This is a genomic window from Streptomyces millisiae, from assembly GCF_031845425.1.
In the GTDB taxonomy this organism is placed as follows: Bacteria; Actinomycetota; Actinomycetes; order Streptomycetales; family Streptomycetaceae; genus Streptomyces; species Streptomyces millisiae.
In genome coordinates, this window is the sequence record NZ_JAVREM010000073.1 from 1 (window position 1) to 14,414 (window position 14,414).

Here is a 14,414-nt window from a genome sequence, read left to right on the forward strand (position 1 = left end):
GGCCGCGCACCGCGCGCAGCGCGGTCAGGCCCCCCGCGCGCAGCGCGGAAAAGGGCGGGTGGGTGGGGGAAAAATCCCCGGCGCGAAGCGCCCGCGCACCCGGCGGCGTAGCTGCCACGATCCGGCCCGCCGGGCCGGCACGCACCCGACCGCGCAGCCGTCACCCCCCCGGCGCGGAGCGCCAACGGCACCGGCCCGGCGCGCGGCGTCGCACGAAGGTGGGGAGGGAGCGAACCCCGGCGCGGAGCGCTGCGGTGTGCGCCGTGGTTTCCGCCGGGGTCCGCCCCACCCATCCGCCGCGCCGGGAAAGCGCAGGCCAGCGGGGGAATCGCAACCAGCGGAACGGGCGCAACACGGATGTCCCGCCCGCGCGTTGGGCCCCCGCCCCCCGGGGTGCGGAACCTTCGGGGCGCTCCGCCCGCCAGGGCGGATTGGCACTCTAGTTGACTGAGTGCTAACCGACGCCTAATCTCAACGTTGGCACTCTCGCAGTAGGAGTGCCAACGCGCGACGGGCGGATCCGGCACCCGCGACGACGGGTCCTCCAGGTCGCCTCCCAGCCATGAAGACCCCGCGAGATCTCCGAAGGGGGAGGTCGGATCGTGACGACCGCCAGCACCAAGGTTGCCATCAAGCCGCTTGAGGACCGCATCGTGGTCCAGCCGCTCGACGCCGAGCAGACCACGGCCTCGGGCCTGGTCATCCCGGACACCGCCAAGGAGAAGCCCCAGGAGGGCGTCGTCCTGGCCGTCGGCCCGGGCCGCTTCGAGGACGGCAACCGCCTTCCGCTCGATGTCAAGGTCGGCGACGTCGTGCTCTACAGCAAGTACGGCGGCACCGAGGTGAAGTACAACAACGAGGAGTACCTCGTTCTCTCCGCCCGCGACGTGCTCGCGATCATCGAGAAGTAACTCGGACCGGTCGAGAGCATTTCGGCACCGACGCGCCCCGGGACCCGCGCCTGATCCGTAGCACGGCCGGGGCCGGGGCGCCGTTGTGCGGCCGCCCCGCGGAACCCGCCGCGGAACCCGCCCTCACGAAGACGACAAGGCACAAGGGACACCCAACCGATGGCGAAGATCCTGAAATTCGACGAGGACGCCCGGCGCGCCCTCGAGCGCGGCGTGAACAAGCTGGCCGACGCGGTCAAGGTGACGATCGGCCCCAAGGGCCGCAACGTCGTCATCGACAAGAAGTTCGGCGCGCCGACCATCACCAACGACGGCGTCACCATCGCCCGCGAGGTCGAGGTCGAGGACCCGTACGAGAACCTGGGCGCCCAGCTCGTCAAGGAGGTGGCGACCAAGACCAACGACATCGCGGGTGACGGCACCACCACCGCCACCGTGCTGGCCCAGGCCCTCGTCCGCGAGGGGCTGCGCAACGTGGCCGCCGGCGCCTCCCCGTCCGGTCTGAAGCGCGGGATCGACGCCGCCGTCGCGGCGGTCGCCGAGGACCTGCGGGCCAGCGCCCGCCCGATCGACTCGAAGGCGGACATCGCCGCCGTCGCCGCGCTGTCCGCGCAGGACAAGCAGGTCGGCGAGCTGATCGCCGAGGCGATGGACAAGGTCGGCAAGGACGGCGTGATCACCGTCGAGGAGTCCCAGACCTTCGGCCTCGAGCTCGACTTCACCGAGGGCATGGCCTTCGACAAGGGCTACCTGTCGCACTACATGGTGACCGACCAGGAGCGCATGGAGGCCGTCCTCGACGACCCCTACATCCTGATCCACCAGGGCAAGATCTCCTCGATCCAGGACCTGCTCCCGCTGCTGGAGAAGATCATGCAGGCCGGCTCCTCGCGGCCGCTGCTGATCGTCGCCGAGGACGTGGAGGGCGAGGCGCTGTCCACCCTCGTCGTCAACAAGATCCGCGGCACCTTCAACTCGGTGGCCGTCAAGGCCCCCGGCTTCGGTGACCGTCGCAAGGCGATGCTGGGCGACATGGCCACCCTGACCGGCGGCCAGGTCATCTCCGAGGAGGTCGGCCTCAAGCTCGACCAGGTCGGCCTCGACGTGCTGGGTTCGGCCCGCCGCGTCACCATCACCAAGGACGACACCACCATCGTCGACGGCGGCGGCTCCTCGGCCGACATCGAGGCCCGGGTCGCCCAGATCCGCGCCGAGATCGAGAACACCGACTCCGACTGGGACCGCGAGAAGCTGCAGGAGCGGCTGGCGAAGCTGGCCGGCGGCGTCTGCGTGATCCGCGTCGGTGCCGCCACCGAGGTGGAGCTGAAGGAGAAGAAGCACCGCCTGGAGGACGCCATCTCCGCCACCCGCGCGGCGGTCGAGGAGGGCATCGTCCCCGGCGGTGGCGCCTCCCTGGTCCACTCGGCCAAGGTTCTCGCCGACGACCTGGGCCGTTCGGGTGACGAGGCGACCGGCGTCGCGATCGTGCGCCGCGCCGCCGTCGAGCCGCTGCGCTGGATCGCGGAGAACGCGGGCCTCGAGGGCTACGTGATCACCTCCAAGGTGGCCGAGCTCGACAAGGGCGAGGGCTACAACGCGGCCACCGGCACCTACGGCGACCTCGTCAAGGACGGCGTCATCGACCCGGTCAAGGTGACCCGCTCCGCGCTGCAGAACGCGGCCTCCATCGCCGCCCTGCTGCTCACCACCGAGACCCTGGTGGTGGAGAAGAAGGAAGAGGAGCCGGAGGCGGCCGGGCACGGTCACGGCCACGCGCACTGAGCCTTCCCCCTGACCCCGGGCGCCCCGGGACGGGAACGGGCCCCGGCGTCGCGAGTACCGCTCGCGGCGCCGGGGCCCTCGGCGTGTGTGGGGTGGGCCGGCAGGTCCCGGGGTCAGAGCTCGACCATGCCGATCTGGCTGAGCAGTCCGAACTGGTCCCAGTTCCACCAGGCCTCGGCGATCAGCCCGTGGTCGAACCGGTGGGTGGTCTGCCCGGTGATCCGCACCGGCCGGCCCGTGGGCGGGAGGCCCATGAACTCGCCGTCGTGCGTGCCGGTGACCGTCCAGCGGGTGGTCACCATGTCGCCCTCAGCCACCTGGTCGTCGATCAGGAAGGTGGGCGAGATGGCGCCGACGTAGCGGGCGGCGATCGACTCGGCCTCGGCCCTGCCGACCGGCTCCGGTCCGTTGCCCGGGTCGTGGTCGACGTAGCCCGGCGTGCACAGCCCCTCCAGGGCGTTCGGGTTGCCCTTGCTGATCTCCTCGAAGAAGCTCCTGGCCGTCGCCTTGTTCAGCTGCTCGTCGCGCACCACGTCAAGGTCGGTGAAGCGTGGCACGTCGTCGCAGAGCGCGACCATCTCCTCGAAGATCCGCCCGGTCTCCGGCAGGTCCGAGTTGCGCTTGGCCTCCTCGTACGAGGGGAACTCCACGATCTCGACGACGTGCGTCGAGTCGTCCCGGTCCGTGCCGACCACCGAGTGGGTGGCGGTCCGCTTGCCCTGGGTGCTGGCCACCCAGGTGTCCATCAGCCGGTTCAGCTCATCGACCCGGCTGGTCCGGCAATCGATTACCTGTACGAAAGTCATGATGGATCCGAGTCTCTAGGCGCCTGTTTCTCATAGCTCCAGCCTAGTGAGTCATGTCTGTTTCGTCACAGATCATCCCCGGCGCCCTCCGTCCGTCCGTTTGGGCGTCGGGGGCCGTACTTGCGCCCGGCCCGCGAGGACACGGCGCCCAGCGCGCCGCGCGGCACCAGCTTGGTGACGCCGAGCAGCGCCTTGTACCGGGCGTCGGGCACGCTCAGCGACCGGCCGCGGGCCAGATCCCGCAGCGCCGCGTCCACCACCCGGTCCGCCTCCAGCCACATCCAGTCCGGGATGTTGTCGGTGCTCATGCCCGCCCGCTGGTGGAACTCGGTGCGGACGAACCCCGGGCAGAGCGCGAGCAGCCGCACCCCGCTGCCCGCCAGGTCCCGGGCCACCCCCTGGGTGAACTGCACCACCCACGCCTTGGACGCGCCGTAGGTGCCGCGGGGCACGAACGCGGCGACCGAGGCCACGTTGATCACCCCGCCCCGGCCGCGCCGGCGCATCGCCTCGGCGGCCGCGGACGTGAGTCTGAGCACCGCCTCGCAGTGCACCCTGAGCATCCGCAGCTCGTCGGCCATGGGGACGTCGAGGAAGCGGCCCCGCAGGCCGAAGCCGGCGTTGTTGACCAGGAGGCCGACGGGCCGGTCGGGGTCGGCGAGCCGACGCTCGACGGCCTCGATGCCCTCGTCCGTGGCCAGGTCGGCGACCAGCACCGTGGCCTCTATGCCGTGCCGGTCGTGCAGCTCGGCCGCCTGCCGTCGCAGCGCGTCCCCGTCGCGGGCGACCAGCACCAGGTTGTGCCGGTCGCGGGCGAGCCGGCGTGCGAAGGCGGCGCCGAGGCCGGCGGTGGAACCCGTCACCAATGCGGTTGTCATAGGCCGAACCGTAGTGGTCGGCGCGGCGGCGCCCGGCCGCCGGAGGGTGCTGGAGCGCGCCGGAGCCGGCCAGGGGGCGGGTCAGGAGCTGGTTAGGAGCCGCCGCTCCTGCCGCCGCCGCGCGCCGCGGCGCCCGCGAGGTCGCGCCGCGCGCGCCCCAGCAGTTCCTCACGGTCGTCCTCGGTGAGCCCGCCCCACACCCCGTAGGGCTCGCGGACGGACAGCGCGTGCGCCGCGCACTCCGCGCGCACGGGGCAGCGCATGCACACTTCCTTGGCGGCCTCTTCACGAGCGCTGCGGGCCGCGCCGCGCTCGCCCTCTGGATGGAAGAACAGCGAACTGTCGACGCCGCGGCAGGCGGCGAGCAGCTGCCAGTCCCACAGGTCGGCATTGGGGCCGGGAAGGCGCGAGAAGTCTGCCATGACTGTGTCCCATCGTCTTCGATCTGCTGCGGAAGCTCATGAAGCCTGATGTAAATATGACTACCAGCCGAATATAGCCGTAGACACCTCAAGATGGGCAAGAAGGTCCAAAAAGGGCGAAGTCGATGTTCGGCGTGTTTCCCGGATAGGGGCTCCCGTGTGATAAGTCGGTCACGTAGAGTGCTGGTGCTGTGTGGTTGGCGGCCGTAACTCTTTCGGGTGACCGTCGTTGAGAGGGCGGAGGCGGTTGACGGGCCTGGTCAACCGCACAGATGACGACACACAACTTGCCTGGAGGCTCAAGGTGATGCGCATCAGCTGCGGAGGCCGGCCATGACGTCCGTCCTTGTCTGCGACGACTCCCCGCTCGCCCGGGAGGCGCTGCGCCGCGCGGTCGCGACCGTGCCTGGCGTCGAGCGAGTCACGACGGCGGCCAACGGCGAGGAAGTTCTGCGCCGCTGGGGCGCCGATCGTTCCGATCTGATTTTGATGGACGTGCGCATGCCCGGGCTCGGGGGTGTGGAAACCGTCCGCCGGTTGCTTTCCGCCGATCCCGGCGCCCGCATCATCATGCTGACCGTCGCCGAGGACCTGGACGGCGTGGCCCTGGCCGTGGCCGCCGGCGCCCGCGGCTATCTGCACAAGGACGCCTCGCGGGCCGAGCTCCGTGCCACCGTCACGCAGGCGCTCGCCGACCCGACCTGGCGCCTCGCGCCGCGCCGGCTCCGCTCGTCCGACATGGGCGCGGCCCCCACGCTCACGGCGCGCGAGATCCAGGTGCTCGAGGGGATGAGTCACGGCCGGTCCAACGCGGAGATCGGCCGTGAGCTCTTCCTCTCGGAGGACACGGTCAAGACGCACGCCCGGCGGCTGTTCAAGAAGCTCGGCGCCTCCGACCGCGCGCACGCGGTGGCACTCGGCTTCCGCTGGGGCCTGGTCCGCTGAGGTTCTGAACGACCAGTTCAACGGCCGGACGGGGAGCGCGGCGGCGGCCCTCACCCCGTCCGGTGAGCAGCCCGGGAGCGGGCAGGTCGGGCGGCCGTGCTCAAAAAGTTCCCGGGTGACGCATCCTTGAAGGCATGACGCTCCTTGGGGACGAGCCGGCCACATGCAAGGGGAGAGCGAGGAACATGACGCTGAGCGCTCCCGCACATAACGCTTCGGTGCACAACTCAGCCCACGGTGGTTCTGATCGTGGAGGAACGGTGCACCATGGACCGATGCGCGATGACGAGGCAACCGGGATCGGCACCCTCGTGCATCGCGCCTCGGAAGGGGACGCGCAGGCGACCCACGACCTGTTGGCACACGTGCATCCGCTGGCGCTGCGCTACTGCCGCACCCGCCTCGCCCGACTGCCGGCCGAGGCCAGAGACTTCGTGGACGACCTCGCGCAGGAGGTCTGTCTCGCGGTGCTGTGCGCGCTGCCGCGCTACCGCGACACGGGCCGGCCGTTCGACGCCTTCGTCGTCGCCATCGCCCAGAACAAGGTCGCCGACCTCCAGCGGGCGGCGCTGCGGCACCCGGGCTCCACCGCCGTGCCCTCCGACCAGATGCCGGAGCGGCCGGACGACTCGCTCGGGCCCGAGGAGCGCGCGCTGCAGAGCAGCGACGCCGAGTGGGCCAAGAAGCTGCTGGCCGACCTGCCGGGGCACCTGCGGGAGCTGGTGCTGCTGCGGGTCGCGATCGGGCTGACCGCCGAGGAGACGGGCCAGGTCCTCGGCATGTCGCCGGGTGCCGTCCGGGTCGCCCAGCACCGGGCGCTCTCCAGGCTGCGCGCGCTGGCGGGTCGCTAGGGCGGGCCCAGGGGCCGCGACCGCCGGGCGCGCCGTCAGGCGAGCCGGGACGGCCCGGTCGGTGGCCCCTCGCGGGAGCCGTAGCATGGAGTGCACCCCGGCGGGGTGAGCCCAAGGGGAGTACGCCGGAGATGCGGGAAAGGCTGTAAAGCTGTCATGACTGATTACGCGGGCGAGGTACCCGAGAAGTTCGCTGCCCTCGGGCTGACCTTCGACGACGTGCTGCTGCTGCCTGGAGCGGCCGACATGGCGCCGCAGGACATCGACACCTCCTCGCGCATCTCGCGGAACGTCCGGGTAAACGTTCCGCTGCTCTCCGCGGCGATGGACAAGGTCACCGAGGCCAGGATGGCCATCGCCATGGCCCGCCAGGGCGGCGCCGGCGTGCTCCACCGCAACCTGTCGATCGAGGAGCAGGCCGCCCAGGTCGACCGCGTCAAGCGCTCCGAGTCCGGGATGGTCACCGACCCGATCACCGTCCGCCCCGACGCCACGCTGCGCGAGGCGGACGAGATCTGCGGCAGGTTCCGGATCAGCGGCGTCCCCGTCACGGACGCCGAGGGCCGGCTGCTGGGCATCGTCACCAACCGGGACATGGCCTTCGAGTCGGACCGCGCCCGCCAGGTCCGCGAGGTGATGACCCCGATGCCGCTGGTCACCGGGCGGGTCGGGATCTCGCGCGACGACGCCATGGGGCTGCTGCGCCGGCACAAGATCGAGAAGCTGCCGCTGGTCGACGACGAGGGGCGGCTGCGCGGCCTGATCACCGTCAAGGACTTCGTCAAGGCCGAGCAGTACCCGCGCGCCGCCAAGGACGCGGACGGCCGGCTGATCGTGGGCGCGGCGGTCGGCGTCGGCGGGGACGCGTACGAGCGGGCCGAGGCGCTGATCGAGGTCGGCGTCGACTTCCTGGTGGTGGACACCGCGCACGGCCACTCGCGTCTGGTGCCGGAGATGGCCGCCAAGATCAAGTCCAACTACGACCGGGTCGACGTCGTCGCGGGCAACGTCGCCACCAGGGACGGCGCCAAGGCGCTGGTCGACGCCGGCGTGGACGGCATCAAGGTGGGCGTGGGCCCCGGCTCCATCTGTACCACCCGGGTGGTCGCGGGCGTGGGCGTGCCGCAGGTCACCGCGATCTACGAGGCCTCGCTCGCGGCCCGCGAGGCCGGCATCCCGGTCATCGGGGACGGCGGCCTGCAGTACAGCGGCGACATCGCCAAGGCGCTGGTCGCCGGCGCCGACACGGTGATGCTCGGCAGCCTGCTGGCCGGCTGCGAGGAGTCCCCGGGCGAGCTGATGTTCATCAACGGCAAGCAGTGGAAGTCCTACCGCGGCATGGGCTCGCTCGGCGCCATGCAGTCGCGCGGCGAGCGGCGCTCGTACTCGAAGGACCGGTACTTCCAGGACGAGGTCTCCGACGACGACAAGCTGATCCCCGAGGGCATCGAGGGCCAGGTGCCCTACCGCGGCCCGCTGGCGTCCGTGGTCCACCAGCTGGTCGGCGGCCTGCACCAGTCCATGTACTACCTCGGCGGCCGCACGGTGCCGGAGATCAAGGAGCGTGGTCGCTTCGTGCGGATCACCTCCGCCGGCCTGCACGAGAGCCACCCGCACGACATCCAGATGACGGTCGAGGCGCCCAACTACTCGGGCCGCTGAGCGGGGGCGCGACACCGAGACCGGGCGCGCGATACTGGGGGGCGCACTACCCCGTGGAAAGGCTCTGGACGTGACTGAGATCGAGATCGGGCGCGGCAAGCGCGGCCGGCGGGCATACGCCTTCGACGACATCGCCGTGGTGCCCAGCCGGCGGACGCGTGATCCCAAGGAGGTCTCGATCGCCTGGCAGATCGACGCCTACCGCTTCGAACTGCCCTTCCTCGCCGCGCCGATGGACTCGGTGGTCTCGCCGGCCACCGCCATCGCCATCGGTGAGCTCGGCGGCCTCGGCGTGCTCAACCTCGAAGGGCTGTGGACCCGTTACGAGGACCCGGAGCCGCTGCTCGCCGAGATCACCGAGCTGGACGAGGGCTCGGCCAACCGGCGGCTCCAGGAGATCTACGCGGCGCCCATCAGGGAGGAGCTGATCTTCCAGCGGATCCGCGAGGTCAGGGAGGCCGGCGTGGTCACGGCGGCGGCGCTCTCGCCGCAGCGCACCGCGCAGTTCTCCAAGGCCGTGCTGGACGCGGGCGTCGACATCTTCGTGATCCGCGGCACGACCGTCTCGGCCGAGCACGTGTCGGGCGCGGCCGAGCCGTTGAACCTCAAGCAGTTCATCTACGAGCTCGACGTGCCGGTGATCGTCGGCGGCTGCGCGACCTACACGGCGGCGCTGCACCTGATGCGCACCGGCGCGGCCGGGGTGCTGGTCGGCTTCGGCGGCGGCGCTGCGCACACCACGCGGAACGTGCTGGGCATCCAGGTGCCGATGGCCACGGCGGTGGCGGACGTCGCGGCGGCCCGCCGCGACTACATGGACGAGTCGGGCGGCCGCTACGTGCACGTCATCGCGGACGGCGGCGTCGGCTGGTCGGGCGACCTGCCGAAGGCGATCGCCTGCGGCGCGGACGCCGTGATGATCGGCTCGCCGCTGGCCCGCGCGACGGACGCGCCGGGGCGCGGGCACCACTGGGGCATGGAGGCCGTGCACGAGGACGTGCCGCGGGGCAAGAAGGTGCACCTGGGCACGGTCGGCACCACCAAGGAGGTGCTGACCGGCCCCTCGCACACCCCGGACGGCTCGATGAACTTCTTCGGCGCGCTGCGGCGGGCGATGGCGACGACGGGCTACTCGGAGCTCAAGGAGTTCCAGCGCGTCGAGGTGACGGTCGCGCGCTCCCGCTGACGGCGGCTCGCGCCGGCCGTCGCCGGCCGGCGCGAGAGCGGGTCACCGGTGCCAGGGGCCGGTGATCGCCAGCATGATGCCGGGCTCCTGGATGTGCGTGTAGAGCGTGCCGCCGTCCGGCGAGAAGGTGACGCCGGTGAACTCGCTGAACTCCGGCTCCTCGGCGGTGCCGATGTTGACCTCGTTGCGGGCCAGCGCCCATGTCCGGCCGTCGTCGGTGGCGCCGAAGAGGTGCTGGAGGCCGTCGCCGTCCTCCGCGATGATCAGGCCGCCGTAGGGCGAGACGGTGATGTTGTCCGGGCCGTCCAGGTGGCCCTCCCGCGACGGGTCGGGGTTGACGCCGAGCAGCACCTTGAGCGTGACGGTCCGGCGCCTGGGGTCGTAGAACCAGACCTGGCCGTCGTGCGGGGTGCCCGGGCTCTCCTCGCGGGCGTAGGAGGAGACGAAGTAGGCGCCGTCGTCGCCCCACCACATGCCCTCGAGCTTGCGGGCCCTGGTGATCTCGCCCGCGCCGAACTGCTCGCGGATGGACGCGTCCCGCGCGTCGCGGTCCGGCACGTCCACCCAGTCGACGCCGTAGACCGTGCCGGTCCTGGTGGTGCGGGAGAGGTCGTCGACGAACCGGCCCTGGGAGTCGAAGCACTTGAACGCCTGCAGCGTGCCCGCGTCGTCGGCCAGCGTGCCGAGCCGGCCGCGGCCGTGGCGGAAGCCGCGCGGCGGGACCCAGCGGTAGAAGAGGCCGTTGGGCTCGTCGGCGTCCTCGGTGAGGTACAGGTCGCCGCGCCGCGGGTCGACCACGACGGCCTCGTGCTCGAAGCGGCCGAGCGCCTTGATGGGCCGGGGGGAGCGGTTGGCCTCCCGGTCGTAGGGGTCGACCTCGAACACGTAGCCGTGGTCCTTGGTCATGCCGTTCTCGCCGGCGCGGTCGGCGTTCTCCTCGCAGGTCAGCCAGGTGCCCCAGGGGGTGGTGCCGCCGGCGCAGTTGTTGGCGGTGCCGGCGATGCCGACCCACTCGGTGACGTGGTCGCCGCCGTCGACGACCTCCACCACGGTGCAGCCGCCGGGCGCCGCCGGGTCGTACACCAGGTCGTCGGCGAGCGGCACCGGGTACTCGGACTCGGTGCGCGGGCCGTCGAGCTCGTGGTTGACGACCAGCAGGTGGGCGCCGCGAGCGCCGGCGAAACAGCCGGTGCCGTCGTGGTTCGAGGGCGTGGTCTCGCCGCTCTCCAGCGTGGTCTCGCCGGCGCGGGTGATGACGCGGTAGGAGAAGCCGGCGGGGAGGGAGAGGATGCCGGCCGGGTCGGTGACGAGCGGGCCGTAGCCCGGCTCGCGCCGGCCCCGGCCGCCGTCGTGGCCCGGCTCGCCGACGGCGCCGGGGGCGGTGGCCAGCACGCCGGCCGTGCCGGCGATCGCCAGGCCGGCGCCGGCGGTCGCGGAGCGGGCGACGAACGAGCGCCGGCTCAGCCCGGCGGAGTCCTGCGCGTCCTGTGATTCGTGGGTGTTTGTGCTCATGGCGCACACCTTGGCGGCGCCCGGGAAACCGCGCCTGAACGCCAGGCGACCGGCGCGCGGCGGCGTCACCCGGCGCGCTCAGAGGCGGTGCGCCGCGCCGGCCGGCGTCGCGCCCGTGGTGTCGAGGAGGAGCTGGGCCTTGGCGGCCAGGCCCTGGAGGTCGTAGGTCGCGTGGTGCTGGAGCAGCAGCGTCAGGTCGGCCGCGGCCGCCGCCTCGTAGGGGGACTCGGCGCGCGGGACCGGCCGGTCGGCGACCCGCCACTCGGCGGCGAACGGGTCGTGGAAGGAGAGGTCGGCGCCGAGGGCGAGCAGCAGGGCGGCCACGTCGGCGGCCGGCGCGCGCTCCTGGTCGGGCTGGTCGGGGCGGTAGGTGACGCCGAGCAGCAGGACGCGGGCGCCGCGCGCCGCCTTGCCGTGCTCGTTGAGCAGCGCGGCGGCGCGGCGGGTCACATAGCGCGGCATCCGCTCGTTGATCCGCTTGGCCAACTCCACCAGGGGCAGCCGGCGGCCTGGGTCCATGGGGACGGTGTGGCCGCCCACGCCGGGCCCCGGGCGGATCGCGGGCGGCACCGAGGGCCGGCTCTCGGCGCAGCGCACCACGTCCCAGACGTCGACGCCGAGGTCGTGGCAGAGCACCGCCATCTCGTTGACCAGGGCGGTGGTGACGTGTCTGAGGTTGGTCTCCAACACCTTGGCGGCCTCCGCCTCCCGCACCCCCCTGGCGCGCACCACCCGGTCGGCGAGCCGGCCGTAGAAGGCGGCGGCCGCCTCGGTGCAGGCGGGGGTGAGGCCCCCGATGACGCGCGGCTGTCCCGGGGCGCGGTCGGCCGGGTCGAGGCGCCCCGGCGCGTGCGCCAGGTGGAAGTCGCGCCCGGCGCGCAGCCCGGAGCCGCGTTCGAGCAGCGGGCGGACGACGTCCTCCGTGGTGCCGGGGCAGACGGCGGACTCGAGGACGACGAGGGTGTGGGGGCGCAGCCGGGGCGCGAGCGTGGTCGCGGCCTCCCGCACGCCGCCGAGGTCGGGCGCGCCGTCGGCGCCCAGCGGGGTCGGCGCGCAGATCAGCGCGGACCTGGCCCGGCCGAGCACGGCGGGGTCGCTGACGGCGCGGAAGCCGGCGGCGAGCATCCGGCGCAGTTCCGAGGCGGCCAGCGCGCCGGAGGCGGGCGGGCGCCCGGCGTTGAGCGCGGCGGCGGCGCGGGTGTCGGGGGTGAAGCAGACGGTGCCGATGCCGGCCGCGGTGGCGGCCTGGGCGGCCGGCAGTCCCAACTGGCCGAGGCCGAGGACCGCGAGATCAGCGGGCATGGACGTTCTCCGCTCCCTTCCCTCCCGCCCCCCTCGAACTGCAAGTCAGCTTAGGGGCATATATGAAAGATATGGTGTATTGGCTGTGCCTGTGGACAGACGGCGCGCCACATCACGGGAAATGGGGGAGTATCGGAGCAGGGACGTCATGACGACCCTCGGACGGTCGTTCGGCGTAGCGAGGAAGCGCATCAGGGCGAGGCGAACTGGAGGCAGGCGTGAAGACAGCCGCACTGGGGCCGGAGCAGCGCGCCACGGCGCTCGCCCGGATGGCGGAACGCGAGCTCGACGTGCTGGTGGTCGGCGGCGGGGTGGTCGGGGCGGGCACCGCGCTGGACGCCGTCACCCGCGGGCTCACCACCGGCCTCGTCGAGGCGCGGGACTGGGCCTCCGGCACCTCGAGCAGGTCGAGCAAGCTGATCCACGGCGGCCTGCGCTACCTGGAGATGCTCGACTTCGGCCTGGTCCGCGAGGCGCTGAAGGAGCGTGGGCTGCTCCTGGAGCGCCTCGCCCCCCACCTGGTGCGCCCCGTGCCGTTCCTCTACCCGCTCCAACACCGTGGCTGGGAGCGGTTCTACGCCGGCTCGGGCGTCGCGCTCTACGACGTCATGGCCACCTCGTCGGGACACGGCCGCGGCCTGCCGCACCACCGTCACCTGAGCCGCCGTCACGCGCTGCGGGTGGCGCCCTGCCTGAAGAAGGAGGCGCTGGTCGGCGCCCTCCAGTACTACGACGCCCAGGTGGACGACGCGCGCTTCGTCGCCACGCTGGTGCGCACCGCCGCCCGCTACGGCGCGCTCGCGGCCAACCGGGCCCGCGTCACCGAGTTCCTGCGCGAGGGTGAGCGGGTCGTCGGGGTCAGGGTCAAGGACCTGGAGGAGGACGGCAGCTACGAGATCCGCGCCAAGCAGGTCGTCAACGCGACCGGGGTCTGGACGGACGACACCCAGGCCATGATCGCCGAGCGCGGCCACCTGCACGTGCGTGCCTCCAAGGGCATCCACCTGGTGGTCCCCAAGGACCGGATCCACTCCACCACCGGCCTCATCCTGCGCACCGAGAAGAGCGTGCTCTTCGTCATCCCCTGGGGCCGGCACTGGATCGTCGGCACCACCGACACCGCCTGGGACCTCGACAAGGCCCACCCCGCGGCGTCGAGCGCCGACATCGACTACCTGCTCGAGCACGTCAACTCGGTGCTGGCCGTGCCGCTCACCAGGGACGACGTGGAGGGCGTCTACGCCGGTCTGCGGCCGCTGCTGGCCGGCGAGTCGGACGCGACGAGCAAGCTGTCGCGCGAGCACACGGTCGCGCACCCGGTGCCGGGCCTGGTGGTCGTCGCCGGCGGCAAGTACACCACCTACCGGGTGATGGCCAAGGACGCGGTCGACGCCACCGTCCACGGCCTCGACCGGCGCGTCGCCCCCTGCTGCACGGAGGAGGTGCGGCTGGCCGGCGCCGAGGGCTACCACGCCCTGTGGAACGCCAGGGCCGGTCTCGCGGCGCGCTTCGGCCTCCACCAGGCCCGCGTCGAGCACCTGCTCGGCCGCTACGGCTCGCTGACCGAGGAGGTGCTCGAGCTCATCGCGGCCGACCCCCGCCTCGGCGAGCCGCTGCCGGCCGCCGACGACTACCTCAAGGCCGAGATCGTCTACGCCAGTTCGCACGAGGGGGCCCGCCATCTGGAGGACGTGCTGACCCGCCGCACCCGTATCTCCATCGAGACGTTCGACCGCGGCACGCGCAGCGCGCGCGAGTGCGCCGAGCTGATGGCGCCGGTGCTCGGCTGGACGGCCGACCAGGTGGAGCGGGAGGTCGAGCACTACCAGAAGCGGGTCGAGGCGGAGCGGGAGTCGCAGTTGCAACCCGACGACCAGACGGCCGACGCGGCCCGCCTCGGCGCGCCGGACACGGTTCCGCTGTAGTCGGCCGCCGGGCGCCCGGGTGTCGGTCGGATGGGTGACAATGTCCGGGGAAGCCGGAGGGGACGCTACACATGGGCCACCAGGACAAGGACGAGACCGCGCCGCCGCCTGCCGGCGGACCGGTCAGAAGAACACCGGGGGATGACGGTTCGCCGGATACGTCGGTCGACGTGGTGACGACCGATCAGCGGGGCGCCTCCGGCGCGGGTGACACGACGGCCGGCGCCGCCGA

Annotated in this window: 12 protein-coding genes; 7 read left to right on the plus strand and 5 right to left on the minus strand. The window is 72.5% G+C overall.

Annotated elements, in window-relative coordinates; translation table 11 throughout:
- Positions 1-602: 602 nt before the first annotated feature.
- Entirely contained in the window at positions 603-911 is a 309-nt protein-coding gene (gene groES / locus RNC47_RS31110; RefSeq protein ID WP_100569792.1) for a co-chaperone GroES, read from the plus strand.
- A 159-nt stretch (positions 912-1,070) separates the two neighbouring features.
- Complete coding sequence (groL, locus tag RNC47_RS31115; protein ID WP_311603587.1) at positions 1,071-2,693, plus strand: chaperonin GroEL; 1,623 nt, start codon at positions 1,071-1,073, stop codon at positions 2,691-2,693.
- 113 nt (positions 2,694-2,806) lie between these two features.
- On the opposite strand, the gene RNC47_RS31120 is transcribed toward groL, so the two are convergent.
- The 3 genes from RNC47_RS31120 to RNC47_RS31130 form a co-directional block, all read right to left on the minus strand.
- Positions 2,807-3,499 (minus strand): ester cyclase, encoded by a 693-nt coding sequence (locus RNC47_RS31120; RefSeq protein ID WP_311603588.1) that lies wholly within the window; start codon positions 3,497-3,499, stop codon positions 2,807-2,809.
- 65 nt (positions 3,500-3,564) lie between these two features.
- Positions 3,565-4,377, minus strand: a complete 813-nt coding sequence (locus RNC47_RS31125; protein ID WP_311603590.1) for an SDR family NAD(P)-dependent oxidoreductase — start codon at positions 4,375-4,377, stop codon at positions 3,565-3,567.
- 92 nt (positions 4,378-4,469) lie between these two features.
- Positions 4,470-4,799 (minus strand): WhiB family transcriptional regulator, encoded by a 330-nt coding sequence (locus RNC47_RS31130; protein ID WP_311603591.1) that lies wholly within the window; start codon positions 4,797-4,799, stop codon positions 4,470-4,472.
- 333 nt (positions 4,800-5,132) lie between these two features.
- Between RNC47_RS31130 and RNC47_RS31135 the strand changes: the two genes are divergently transcribed.
- The 4 genes from RNC47_RS31135 to RNC47_RS31150 all read left to right on the plus strand — a co-directional run bounded on the left by RNC47_RS31135 (position 5,133) and on the right by RNC47_RS31150 (position 9,443).
- Complete coding sequence (locus RNC47_RS31135) at positions 5,133-5,744, plus strand: response regulator transcription factor (protein WP_019431595.1); 612 nt, start codon at positions 5,133-5,135, stop codon at positions 5,742-5,744.
- Positions 5,745-6,019: 275 nt separating this feature from the next.
- Positions 6,020-6,595 carry an RNA polymerase sigma factor ShbA gene (gene shbA / locus RNC47_RS31140; RefSeq protein WP_311603595.1) on the plus strand — a complete coding sequence of 192 codons (576 nt, stop codon included), beginning with the start codon at positions 6,020-6,022 and terminating at the stop codon, positions 6,593-6,595.
- A gap of 156 nt (positions 6,596-6,751) precedes the next feature.
- Positions 6,752-8,257, plus strand: a complete 1,506-nt coding sequence (gene guaB / locus RNC47_RS31145) for an IMP dehydrogenase (protein ID WP_311603597.1) — start codon at positions 6,752-6,754, stop codon at positions 8,255-8,257.
- Between the two features lie 70 nt (positions 8,258-8,327).
- On the plus strand, positions 8,328-9,443 hold the full coding sequence (locus RNC47_RS31150) for a GuaB3 family IMP dehydrogenase-related protein (protein WP_311603598.1): 1,116 nt from the start codon (positions 8,328-8,330) through the stop codon (positions 9,441-9,443).
- Between the two features lie 42 nt (positions 9,444-9,485).
- On the opposite strand, the gene RNC47_RS31155 is transcribed toward RNC47_RS31150, so the two are convergent.
- The gene (locus RNC47_RS31155; protein WP_311603599.1) at positions 9,486-10,955 is read right to left on the minus strand and encodes an alkaline phosphatase PhoX; all 1,470 of its coding nucleotides are present in this window, start codon (positions 10,953-10,955) and stop codon (positions 9,486-9,488) included.
- Between the two features lie 78 nt (positions 10,956-11,033).
- Positions 11,034-12,257: a nucleotide sugar dehydrogenase gene (locus RNC47_RS31160; RefSeq protein ID WP_311603600.1), complete on the minus strand. Its 1,224-nt coding sequence runs from the start codon at positions 12,255-12,257 to the stop codon at positions 11,034-11,036.
- 218 nt (positions 12,258-12,475) lie between these two features.
- On the opposite strand from RNC47_RS31160, the gene RNC47_RS31165 reads away from it, so the two are divergent.
- Positions 12,476-14,182, plus strand: a complete 1,707-nt coding sequence (locus RNC47_RS31165) for a glycerol-3-phosphate dehydrogenase/oxidase (protein ID WP_311603602.1) — start codon at positions 12,476-12,478, stop codon at positions 14,180-14,182.
- Positions 14,183-14,414: the final 232 nt, after the last annotated feature.

Excerpts from the sequence above, each read along its gene's own strand:
- RNC47_RS31135 (WP_019431595.1), top strand. The coding sequence starts at position 5,133 with ATGACGTCCGTCCTTGTCTGCGACGACTCCCCGCTCGCCCGGGAGGCG.
- RNC47_RS31130 (WP_311603591.1), bottom strand. The coding sequence starts at position 4,799 with ATGGCAGACTTCTCGCGCCTTCCCGGCCCCAATGCCGACCTGTGGGAC.
- RNC47_RS31160 (WP_311603600.1), bottom strand. The coding sequence starts at position 12,257 with ATGCCCGCTGATCTCGCGGTCCTCGGCCTCGGCCAGTTGGGACTGCCG.
- groL (WP_311603587.1), top strand. The coding sequence starts at position 1,071 with ATGGCGAAGATCCTGAAATTCGACGAGGACGCCCGGCGCGCCCTCGAG.
- RNC47_RS31155 (WP_311603599.1), bottom strand. The coding sequence starts at position 10,955 with ATGAGCACAAACACCCACGAATCACAGGACGCGCAGGACTCCGCCGGG.
- guaB (WP_311603597.1), top strand. The coding sequence starts at position 6,752 with ATGACTGATTACGCGGGCGAGGTACCCGAGAAGTTCGCTGCCCTCGGG.
- RNC47_RS31125 (WP_311603590.1), bottom strand. The coding sequence starts at position 4,377 with ATGACAACCGCATTGGTGACGGGTTCCACCGCCGGCCTCGGCGCCGCC.
- shbA (WP_311603595.1), top strand. The coding sequence starts at position 6,020 with ATGCGCGATGACGAGGCAACCGGGATCGGCACCCTCGTGCATCGCGCC.
- RNC47_RS31120 (WP_311603588.1), bottom strand. The coding sequence starts at position 3,499 with ATGACTTTCGTACAGGTAATCGATTGCCGGACCAGCCGGGTCGATGAG.